At 55.1% G+C, this 8,889-nt stretch carries 11 protein-coding genes; 6 read left to right on the forward strand and 5 right to left on the reverse strand.

The features are described from left to right. Positions 1-7 precede the first annotated feature (7 nt). From trkA to def, 4 genes are read right to left on the reverse strand one after another with little or no spacing between them, the layout of a single operon-like run. Positions 8-1,384, reverse strand: coding sequence for a Trk system potassium transporter TrkA (gene trkA, locus HMPREF3140_RS17935; RefSeq protein WP_002919153.1), 1,377 nt, complete (start codon positions 1,382-1,384; stop codon positions 8-10). A gap of 13 nt (positions 1,385-1,397) precedes the next feature. Beyond that, positions 1,398-2,693: a 16S rRNA (cytosine(967)-C(5))-methyltransferase RsmB gene (gene rsmB, locus HMPREF3140_RS17940; protein WP_004185891.1), complete on the reverse strand. Its 1,296-nt coding sequence runs from the start codon at positions 2,691-2,693 to the stop codon at positions 1,398-1,400. Between the two features lie 52 nt (positions 2,694-2,745). Beyond that, the gene (gene fmt / locus HMPREF3140_RS17945) at positions 2,746-3,693 is read right to left on the reverse strand and encodes a methionyl-tRNA formyltransferase (protein ID WP_004150007.1); all 948 of its coding nucleotides are present in this window, start codon (positions 3,691-3,693) and stop codon (positions 2,746-2,748) included. A gap of 14 nt (positions 3,694-3,707) precedes the next feature. Continuing rightward, entirely contained in the window at positions 3,708-4,217 is a 510-nt protein-coding gene (gene def / locus HMPREF3140_RS17950; protein WP_004150006.1) for a peptide deformylase, read from the reverse strand. A gap of 128 nt (positions 4,218-4,345) precedes the next feature. Here def and dprA point away from each other — a divergent pair, with 128 nt between their 5' ends. Genes dprA through HMPREF3140_RS17980 form a run of 6 tightly spaced genes read left to right on the forward strand, consistent with a single transcriptional unit; the run spans position 4,346 to position 8,137 of the window. Then, positions 4,346-5,470 carry a DNA-protecting protein DprA gene (gene dprA / locus HMPREF3140_RS17955; RefSeq protein ID WP_002919139.1) on the forward strand — a complete coding sequence of 375 codons (1,125 nt, stop codon included), beginning with the start codon at positions 4,346-4,348 and terminating at the stop codon, positions 5,468-5,470. Continuing rightward, positions 5,442-5,915, forward strand: coding sequence for a DUF494 family protein Smg (smg, locus tag HMPREF3140_RS17960; RefSeq protein ID WP_002919137.1), 474 nt, complete (start codon positions 5,442-5,444; stop codon positions 5,913-5,915). The genes dprA and smg overlap by 29 nt, the downstream gene beginning before the upstream one ends. A 26-nt stretch (positions 5,916-5,941) precedes the next feature. Next, a complete protein-coding gene (locus tag HMPREF3140_RS17965) occupies positions 5,942-6,484 on the forward strand; it encodes a DNA topoisomerase family protein (RefSeq protein ID WP_004145330.1) in 543 nt (180 codons plus the stop codon). Positions 6,485-6,488: 4 nt separating this feature from the next. After that, positions 6,489-7,061, forward strand: coding sequence for an L-threonylcarbamoyladenylate synthase type 1 TsaC (gene tsaC / locus HMPREF3140_RS17970; protein ID WP_002919132.1), 573 nt, complete (start codon positions 6,489-6,491; stop codon positions 7,059-7,061). A 3-nt stretch (positions 7,062-7,064) separates the two neighbouring features. After that, entirely contained in the window at positions 7,065-7,883 is an 819-nt protein-coding gene (gene aroE / locus HMPREF3140_RS17975) for a shikimate dehydrogenase (RefSeq protein WP_032412488.1), read from the forward strand. Then, a complete protein-coding gene (locus tag HMPREF3140_RS17980) occupies positions 7,880-8,137 on the forward strand; it encodes a DUF1488 family protein (protein ID WP_002919125.1) in 258 nt (85 codons plus the stop codon). The genes aroE and HMPREF3140_RS17980 overlap by 4 nt, the downstream gene beginning before the upstream one ends. On the opposite strand, the gene HMPREF3140_RS17985 is transcribed toward HMPREF3140_RS17980, so the two are convergent. After that, positions 8,113-8,667: a gamma carbonic anhydrase family protein gene (locus HMPREF3140_RS17985; protein WP_002919123.1), complete on the reverse strand. Its 555-nt coding sequence runs from the start codon at positions 8,665-8,667 to the stop codon at positions 8,113-8,115. The genes HMPREF3140_RS17980 and HMPREF3140_RS17985 overlap by 25 nt on opposite strands. Positions 8,668-8,889 lie beyond the last annotated feature (222 nt).

Genomic DNA, 8,889 nt, shown 5'->3' on the forward strand with positions numbered 1-8,889 from the left:
CTGGGAATTACAGGAAGAAAGGACTTGGCTGGAACAGCCTTTCGACATCGGAAATAAACTTCTTATCGGTCAAAAACATGATCACATGGTCGCCCTGCTCGATCCGTAGATTATTATTGGCGATCATCACGTCATTGCCCCGCACGACGGCGCCGATGATCGTGCCCGGTGGAAGTTTGATCTCATCGATCGAACGCCCGACTACCCGGGAGGTGCTCTCATCGCCGTGCGCGACTGCCTCGATCGCTTCTGCAACGCCGCGGCGCAAGGAGGAGACGCCGACAATATCGGCTTTACGGACATGACTGAGGAGTGCGGAAATTGTGGCCTGCTGAGGCGAAATCGCAATATCGATGACGCTACCCTGGACCAGATCCACGTAGGCTCTGCGCTGGATTAGCACCATCACTTTTTTCGCGCCCATTCGCTTGGCCAACATAGCCGACATAATATTGGCTTCGTCGTCGTTAGTGACGGCAATAAACAGGTCCACCTGGTCAATATGCTCTTCAGCCAACAGCTCCTGGTCCGATGCATCCCCGTAGAAGACGATAGTATGCTGCAGCTTTTCCGCCAGCTCAGCGGCCCGCTGCTGATTACGTTCGATAAGCTTAACGCTGTAATCTTTTTCCAGCTTATGGGCCAGACCCGCGCCAATATTGCCCCCGCCGACCAGCATAATACGCTTATACGGCTTTTCCAGTCGCTGCAGTTCGCTCATGACCGCGCGAATATGCTGCGAGGCGGCAATAAAGAAGACTTCATCTCCGGCCTCGACAATCGTCGAGCCCTGCGGGCGGATGGGGCGATCGTGGCGGAAAATGGCGGCCACGCGCGTATCGATATGCGGCATATGCTCCCGCATAGTGGATAAGGCATTCCCCACCAGCGGGCCACCATAATAGGCTTTTACTACCGCGAGACTGACTTTTCCTTCGGCGAAGTTCACGACCTGCAGCGCGCCGGGATATTCGATCAGACGGTGGATGTTGTCGATGACCAGTTGTTCCGGAGCGATTAAGTGATCGATGGGTACCGCTTCAGAGTTGAAGAGCTTTTCCGCATCACGAACGTAATCAGGCGCACGAATACGCGCTATGCGGTTTGGCGTATTGAACAATGAGTAAGCGACCTGGCAGGCCACCATGTTGGTTTCGTCCGAACTAGTGACCGCTACCAGCATATCGGCATCATCGGCTCCCGCCTCGCGCAGTACGCGAGGGTGAGAGCCATGCCCCTGGACGACACGCAGATCGAACTTATCCTGCAGGCTGCGCAGACGGTCGCCATTGGTATCAACCAGCGTAATATCATTGTTCTCGCCGACGAGGTTTTCCGCCAGCGTGCCGCCGACCTGGCCGGCGCCCAGAATAATAATCTTCATCTGCAGTGACCCATTAGTTCCGACGTTTGATTAGCTTAGCGTAAAAGAAGCCATCACCTTCTTCTGCGCCCGGCAGATTTTGCTGCCCCGGGATCGCCGGCGTGCCGGTTGCGTGAAGTTCTGCATCCGGAGTTCGCGCGAGGAAAGCGGCAATTTGCTGACTGTTCTCTTCCGGCAGAATAGAACAGGTCGCGTAAACCAGCGTGCCGCCTGGCTTCAGGTGCCCCCAGATGGCATTGAGGATCTCGGCCTGCAGTTGGGCTAACTCGGCGATATCCCGATCCCGGCGCAGCCATTTGATATCCGGATGGCGGCGAATAACGCCGGTTGCGGAGCAGGGGGCATCCAGCAGAATACGATCGAACTGCTCATTGCCACACCACTGCTCAGGGAAGCGGCCATCGCCCTGCTTGACTTCGGCTTTCATGCCCAGCCGTTTCAGGTTGTCATAGACGCGGGACAGACGCTGTTCATCAATATCCACCGCCATAACCTGAGCCTGGGGAGCGACTTCCAGAATATGCGTCGTCTTCCCGCCCGGTGCGGCGCAGAGATCGAGAATGCGTTCGCCATTTTCCGGTTGCAGGTAGCGCATACAGCCCTGAGCCGAGGCATCCTGGACGGTCACCCAGCCTTCGGCAAAGCCTGGTAACGCGTGGACCGGAGCAGGGGTGGCCAGGCGTACGGCGTCCGGATAATCAGGGTGGGTAAAGCCCTCTAAACCGGTCTCGTTAAGCAGGGCAAGCCACTCATCCCGGGAATGATGGTTGCGGTTAACGCGCAGCCACATCGGCGGGCGCTGGTTGTTCGCCTCGACGATCTCCTGCCACTGCTCCGGCCAGGCCTGCTGCAGGCGTTTCAGCAGCCATTTGGGATGAAGATAGCGGTTTTCATGCTCAGCAAATTCGGCTAACAACGCTTCCTGCTGGCGCTGGAACTGGCGTAGCACGCCGTTGATTAGCCCTTTAAGCTGCGGGCGTTTAATGGCCACCGCGCCTTCTACCGTTTCCGCCAGCGCGGCGTGTGGTGGAATGCGGGTGTAGAGTAACTGATAGAGACCAACCATGATCAGAAAGTGCACGGTGCGCTGTTTGCCGGTCATCGGACGCGCCATTAGCTTGCTGATAAGCCACTCCAGCTGGCTTAGAGTACGTAGTACACCAAAGCACAACTCCTGCAGTAGCGCTTTATCTTTATCGCTGACTTTCTGCTGTAGAGGAGGCAGTACGTTGCTTAAAGACTGCCCTTTTTCAACAACTTGCTCGATAGCCTGGGCGGCCAGGCTGCGTAAATTTATATTCTTTTTCATAAGCGCAAAAATAAAAATGCCCGGCGAACCCGGGCTTCAGAAGAGACGACCGTCAGGCGAGACGGGTGCCAGGGATAAACCACTCCCGGCGGGAATTGAGTAAGTCCTGGGCGCTCATCGCTTTTTTACCCGCAGGCTGTAGCGACTCCAGGCTGAGGATCCCATCCCCCGTGGCGACCTGAATACCCTGTTTGGTTGCTGCCACGATAGTACCCGGTTCGGCGTGAGCGGCTTCGGCGATGACCGATGCTCGCCACACTTTTACCGGTTGTCCGTCAATTTCCAGCCAGCTCATTGGCCACGGATTAAACGCGCGGATGCAGCGTTCCAACTGCGCAGCGGAAAGCGACCAATCGATACGAGCCTCTTCTTTACTCAGCTTTTCGGCATGGCACACCAGCGATTCATCTTGTACTTCAGGCCGTGCGGTGCCGTTGGCCAGCTGGGCTAACGTTGCCAGCAGCCCCTGAGGGCCGAGCTCGGCCAGCTTATCGTACAGGCTGCCGCTGGTATCTTCTGCGGTAATGGGACAGGAAAGCTTATACAGCATATCCCCCGTATCAAGGCCGACGTCCATCTGCATGATGGTTACGCCAGTTTCGCTATCCCCCGCCCACAGTGAACGCTGAATAGGCGCTGCGCCACGCCAGCGCGGTAGCAGCGAGCCGTGAACGTTGATACAGCCCAGACGGGGCATCTCCAGCACCGCTTTAGGCAGAATCAGACCGTACGCCACTACCACCATAATATCGGCGCCGAGATCGGCGACTAACCGCTGGTTATCCTGCGGACGCAGGGAGGATGGCTGGAACACAGGTAAGTTATGGGCTTCTGCCAGCACTTTTACCGGGCTTGGCATCAATTTTTTGCCGCGACCAGCAGGGCGATCAGGCTGAGTGAATACGCCAACAACCTGATGTTCAGACGACAGCAGCGCATCAAGATGACGCGCTGCAAAATCAGGGGTGCCGGCGAAAATGATACGTAGTGATTGTGACACGGTATTCCTTGTTATCAGGCACGGGAACGTAAACGATCCAGTTTCTCTACCTTCTGACGAATGCGCTGTTGTTTGAGTGGTGACAGATAGTCAATAAACAGTTTGCCGACCAGGTGATCCATCTCATGCTGGATACAGATAGCCAGCAGGCCATCGGCCTCCAGTTCAAACGGCTTACCATTGCGATCCAGTGCCCGGATCTTCACTTTTTCCGCACGCGGCACCAGGGCGCGCTGTTCAGGAATGGACAAGCAGCCTTCTTCAATACCGGTTTCGCCATCTTTCTCCAGCATTTCCGGGTTAATTAATACCAGCTGCTCTTCACGATTTTCCGACACATCAATAACGATAATGCGCTGATGGATATCGACCTGGGTTGCGGCCAGACCGATGCCTTCCTCGGCGTACATGGTGTCGAACATATCATCGACGATACGCTGAATTTCCGCATTCACTTCTTTGACCGGCTCGGCGACTTTGCGAAGGCGCTCGTCCGGAATATGTAACACTTGCAAAACTGCCATAAAGTTCCAGAGTCGTATTCAGGAGTTGATAAGATTATTAGCTCTATTCTAGACAAAACCCCCTGCAATTGACAGTCTCACTGTCCAATCGCAAAGATTGTCAATACCGCTTATGGCAGGGGGTAAGGATGACGCCCGACGAGATTTGGCTGCGGCTGATGAAGGTCAGTAGCTTGTATGGCGACAGGATGGTAGAGATCGCTCAGCGCTTATGCGCAGCCGCCAGCGTTGATCGTGAAGCGCTGCATGCCGTCGGGATGACCGCGGCGCAGGCAAAGTTATTTTTCCGGCTTGACGAGCATGAGCTTGACGAGACGCGGCGCTGGCTGGGACAACCGGATCATCATCTGTTACGGGGTGACGATCCGCGCTATCCATTGCGGTTAAAGGCTATCGCTGATTACCCCGGCGCGTTGCTGGTCAGCGGCGGCCTCGCCCTGCTTCACAGCGCGCAGCTTGCCGTTATTGGCAGTCGCTCGCACTCCTGGTATGGCGCCCGCTGGGGGAAACTGTTCAGCGAAACGCTGGCGCAGAAAGGGATTACCATCACCAGTGGGCTGGCGTTAGGCATTGACGGGGTCGCGCACCGCGGCGCGCTGGCGGCGGAGGGTAAAACTATCGCGGTACTGGGCAATGGGCTGAGTCAGGTTTATCCGCGGCGCCATGCAACCCTCGCCCGGCAGATCATCGACAATGGCGGTACGCTGGTATCTGAATTTCCACTCATTACGCCGCCGCTTCCCGCACATTTCCCCAGGCGCAACCGGATTATCAGCGGCTTAAGCCTGGGCGTGCTGGTGATTGAGGCGGCGTTGCGAAGCGGATCGCTGGTCACCGTCCGCTGCGCCCTGGAGCAGGGAAGGGATGTGTTCGCCCTGCCTGGCCCGATAGGCAATCCGGGATCGGAAGGCCCGCACTGGTTAATTAAGCAAGGCGCGGTGCCAGTGACCTCGCCAGAGGATATTGTGGAATACTGGCATAACGAGCTGGCCTGGCTGACTGATACGTCTGATTCGATAAATATTTGCGTCGATCAGCCGTCTGTAGCATTGCCATTTCCGGAGCTCCTGGCTAACGTAGGAGATGAGGTAACACCTGTTGACGTTGTCGCTGAACGTGCCGGCCAATCTGTGCCAGTAACCGTAGCTCAGCTACTTGAACTGGAGTTAGCAGGCTGGATCGCAGCTGTACCCGGCGGCTATGTCCGATTAAGGAGGGCAAGCCATGTTCGACGTACTCATGTATTTGTTTGAAACTTACATCCATAGCGAAGCAGAAATGCGCGTGGATCAGGACAAACTGACGCGGGATCTTACCGATGCGGGTTTTGAGCGGGAAGACATCTATAACGCGTTAATGTGGCTCGAGAAACTGGCTGATTATCAGGAAGGTCTCGTTGAACCGATGCAGCTCGCTTCCGACCCGCTCTCTCTTCGGGTATATACCGAAGAGGAGTGCCAGCGTCTGGATGCCAGTTGCCGGGGGTTTTTACTCTTCCTCGAGCAGATTCAGGTGTTGAACCTCGAAACGCGAGAAATGGTGATAGAGCGCGTACTGGCGCTGGATACGGCGGAATTTGAGCTGGAAGACCTGAAATGGGTCATCCTGATGGTACTGTTCAATATTCCGGGCTGTGAAAACGCCTATCAGCAAATGGAAGAATTACTCTTCGAAGTAAATGAAGGTATGCTGCATTAATCTTTTTGCAGCAACATCGAGTTGTTATGACCAAATCAGCACTGTTTTCGGTGCGTAAAAATGAGCCCTGCCCGCAGTGCGGGGCCGAACTGGTGATCCGTTCCGGGAAACATGGCCCGTTTCTCGGCTGTTCGCATTATCCGGACTGTGACTATATTCGTCCCCTGAAAAGCCAGGCGGACGGGCATATCGTTAAGGTGCTGGAGGGGCAAGAGTGCCCATCGTGCGGTGCGGTTATGGTGTTACGCCAGGGGCGTTTTGGGATGTTCATTGGCTGTAGCCGCTATCCGGAATGTGAACATACCGAGCTGATTGATAAACCCGATGAGACGGCTATCGCTTGCCCGCAGTGCGGACAAGGCCATCTGGTCCAGCGTCGTTCCCGTTTCGGTAAAACCTTTCACTCCTGCGATCGCTATCCTGATTGCCAGTTCGTTATCAATTTTAAACCGGTGGCGGGCGAATGCCCTGAATGCCATTACCCGCTGTTAATTGAAAAGAAGACGGCGCAGGGGCTCAGACGCTTCTGTGCCAGTAAACAATGTGGAAAGCCGATCCCGGCGGAATAAATCAGTGAACAATAACCTGCCCTCAGAAGCCGTCGCCCATGCCGTGGCGGTCCTGAAAAATGAACATGTCATCGCCTATCCCACCGAAGCCGTGTTTGGCGTCGGCTGCGACCCTGACAGCGAAACGGCCGTTATGCGCCTGCTGGAGCTGAAGCAGCGTCCCGTTGAGAAAGGATTGATCCTTATCGCCGCCAGCTTTGAGCAACTGAAGCCCTATATTGATGATTCACGGTTAAGTGACTCACAGCGGGAAGCCATCTTCTCTTGCTGGCCGGGACCGGTGACGTTTGTATTCCCGGCGCGTCCTGAAACGCCGCGCTGGCTGACTGGACGTTTTGATTCACTGGCCGTACGCGTGACTAACCATCCGCTGGTAATCGAATTGTGCGAAGCCTACGGAAAACCACTGGTTTCGACCAGCGCCAATCTCACCGGGCAACCACCGTGCCGTACTACCGCAGAGGTCCATGCTCAGTTTGGCGACAGCTTCCCGGTGGTGGATGGCGCCACGGGCGGCCGGCAAAACCCATCTGAAATCCGTGATGCCCTGACGGGTGAACTGTTCCGCCAGGGGTGAAACATGGAAACCTATGCCGTTTTTGGTAATCCGATCGCGCACAGCAAGTCGCCTGCTATTCATCAGCTGTTTGCCCGCCAGTTAGGAATTACTCATCCTTATGGACGTGTACTGGCGCCGCTGGATGATTTTGTCTCTTCTCTGAATCAGTTCTTTGCAGAAGGAGGAAAGGGGGCCAACGTCACCGTTCCTTTTAAAGAGGAAGCCTTTGCGCGTGCCGACGAACTGACAGAACGCGCAGCGCTGGCGGGAGCAGTAAACACCCTGAAACGCCTGGAAGATGGCCGTTTACTGGGGGACAACACCGACGGTATTGGTCTTCTGAGCGATCTGGAACGCCTGGGATTCATTAAGCCACGCCAACGGATCCTGCTGGTTGGTGCTGGTGGGGCATCTCGCGGGGTTCTTTTGCCGCTTCTGTCGCTGGGATGCGCCGTCACGATCGTGAATCGCACCTATTCTCGTGCCCGTGAGTTAGCCACTCTCTTCGCCCATACCGGGAGCGTTAGCGCAAGGGAGATGGATACCTTATCCGGGGAAACATTCGATCTGATCGTCAATGCGACGTCCAGTGGAATAGACGGTGATGTACCAGCTATCCCGGCATCTATTGTCAACGCTGACGTATATTGCTATGACATGTTTTACCAGAAAGGGCCGACACCGTTTCTTCACTGGTGCCAGCAATATGGCGCAGTCCACTGTGCCGATGGGCTGGGAATGCTGGTGGCGCAAGCCGCCCATGCTGTTCTGCTATGGCACGGCGTTCTGCCGGCTATCGCTCCGGTCATTGATACGCTGCAGCAGGAATTGAATGCATGAATCAGGCGATTCAGTTTCCTGACCGGGAATCATGGGATGCCGAACGGCAGGGCGTGGTTTTTCCCGCGCTGGTGAATGGGATGCAATTAACCTGCGCAATTTCAGGGCAAATCTTGCAGCAGCGTTTCGGCGCAGAGGGGCCAGCGCAGTGGCTGGCCGCCTTCCAGGAACATCGTTGGGATCTAGAGGAAGAGGCAGAAGCATTGATCCGCGATGGTCAGGAAGATGCTCAGGGCTGGATCTGGTTATCCTGATCCAGGTACTCATTTTTCCATTTCACATAGTTATTTGCTGAATACTTGAGTCCTTCCCGTTCCGCCTCTGTCAGGGGGCGGATCTGTTTGACCGGATTGCCAAAGTAAAGGTAGCCGCTTTCCAGCTGTTTATTCTGCGGAACCAGACTGCCCGCACCAATCATGACGTCATCGCCAACGACGACACCATCTAATAAGATCGAACCCATACCAACCAGTACGCGGTTGCCGATAGTGCAGCCGTGGAGCATCACTTTATGACCAACAGTTACATCCTCACCAATGATCAGCGGATTTCCCTCCGGCTTATAAGAGGACTTATGGGTCACATGGAGAACGCTACCGTCCTGAATATTGCTGCGTTGACCTATCGATACATAGTTGACGTCGCCGCGAATGGCCACCAGAGGCCAGACGCTGACGTCATCGGCAATTCTGACATCGCCGATGACAACGCTGGATGCGTCAATCATGACGCGAAGACCGATTTGTGGGAAAAATGCTTTGTAGGGGCGCAGCTGAGCAGACATATAGACCTCAAAATACGGGAACGTAAGAAGACTTTGGTGGCTTTTATCTCCCTGTGCAACCCCTGAAAACGGTGAAAATTGAGCAAATCGTGCAATTACACGGCGAAAAGGGTGAAAAATCACCATTCAGAAAAAAAGATCGAAAAAAGGCTTGTGCAAAAAAATGGGATCCCTATAATGCGCACCCACTGACACGGCGGATGTGAATCACTTCACACAAAC

The sequence above is a fragment of the Klebsiella sp. HMSC16A12 genome (genome assembly GCF_001808265.1).
Classification (GTDB): domain Bacteria; phylum Pseudomonadota; class Gammaproteobacteria; order Enterobacterales; family Enterobacteriaceae; genus Klebsiella; species Klebsiella pneumoniae.

Bases quoted from the DNA above. Each gene is read 5' to 3' on its own strand.
- def (WP_004150006.1), bottom strand. From the start codon at position 4,217: ATGGCAGTTTTGCAAGTGTTACATATTCCGGACGAGCGCCTTCGCAAA.
- aroE (WP_032412488.1), top strand. From the start codon at position 7,065: ATGGAAACCTATGCCGTTTTTGGTAATCCGATCGCGCACAGCAAGTCG.
- trkA (WP_002919153.1), bottom strand. From the start codon at position 1,384: ATGAAGATTATTATTCTGGGCGCCGGCCAGGTCGGCGGCACGCTGGCG.
- HMPREF3140_RS17965 (WP_004145330.1), top strand. From the start codon at position 5,942: ATGACCAAATCAGCACTGTTTTCGGTGCGTAAAAATGAGCCCTGCCCG.
- dprA (WP_002919139.1), top strand. From the start codon at position 4,346: ATGACGCCCGACGAGATTTGGCTGCGGCTGATGAAGGTCAGTAGCTTG.
- HMPREF3140_RS17980 (WP_002919125.1), top strand. From the start codon at position 7,880: ATGAATCAGGCGATTCAGTTTCCTGACCGGGAATCATGGGATGCCGAA.
- HMPREF3140_RS17985 (WP_002919123.1), bottom strand. From the start codon at position 8,667: ATGTCTGCTCAGCTGCGCCCCTACAAAGCATTTTTCCCACAAATCGGT.
- smg (WP_002919137.1), top strand. From the start codon at position 5,442: ATGTTCGACGTACTCATGTATTTGTTTGAAACTTACATCCATAGCGAA.
- rsmB (WP_004185891.1), bottom strand. From the start codon at position 2,693: ATGAAAAAGAATATAAATTTACGCAGCCTGGCCGCCCAGGCTATCGAG.